The organism is Streptococcus mitis (assembly GCF_946190375.1).
Classification (GTDB): Bacteria; Bacillota; Bacilli; order Lactobacillales; family Streptococcaceae; genus Streptococcus; species Streptococcus mitis_CJ.
Genome location: NZ_CAMIAF010000165.1, coordinates 1 through 232, shown reverse-complemented (window position 1 = coordinate 232; position 232 = coordinate 1). Strand labels below are relative to the sequence as shown.

The following is a 232-nucleotide window of genomic DNA, read 5'->3' as shown; positions in this document are numbered from 1 at the left end:
CGTGCCGTGAGCCAAGAATTTAATGTGCATCGCAGCCCCCCTTGGCGGTCGGTTTGGGGGGCTGCGGCAACTGGGGCAGCAGGCGGCCTGCCTCTGCCTCGATGCTGCGCAGCAGGGTCAGCGCCTCCACCAGTTGCACCGGCGAGCCGGCCAGCCGGCACTCGTTCAGGGCGCGAGCGATCTGGTTGAGGTTGTTGCTCATCCCGGCCAATTGGCGCATCAACGCCGGATC

Annotated in this window: 1 protein-coding gene; it reads right to left on the bottom strand. The window is 66.8% G+C overall.

The features are described 5' to 3' along the window. Positions 1 to 19: 19 nt before the first annotated feature. Positions 20 to 232 (bottom strand): MobC family plasmid mobilization relaxosome protein (locus tag N8M09_RS11135; protein ID WP_261065258.1); only part of this gene is annotated, 213 nt, incomplete at its 5' end.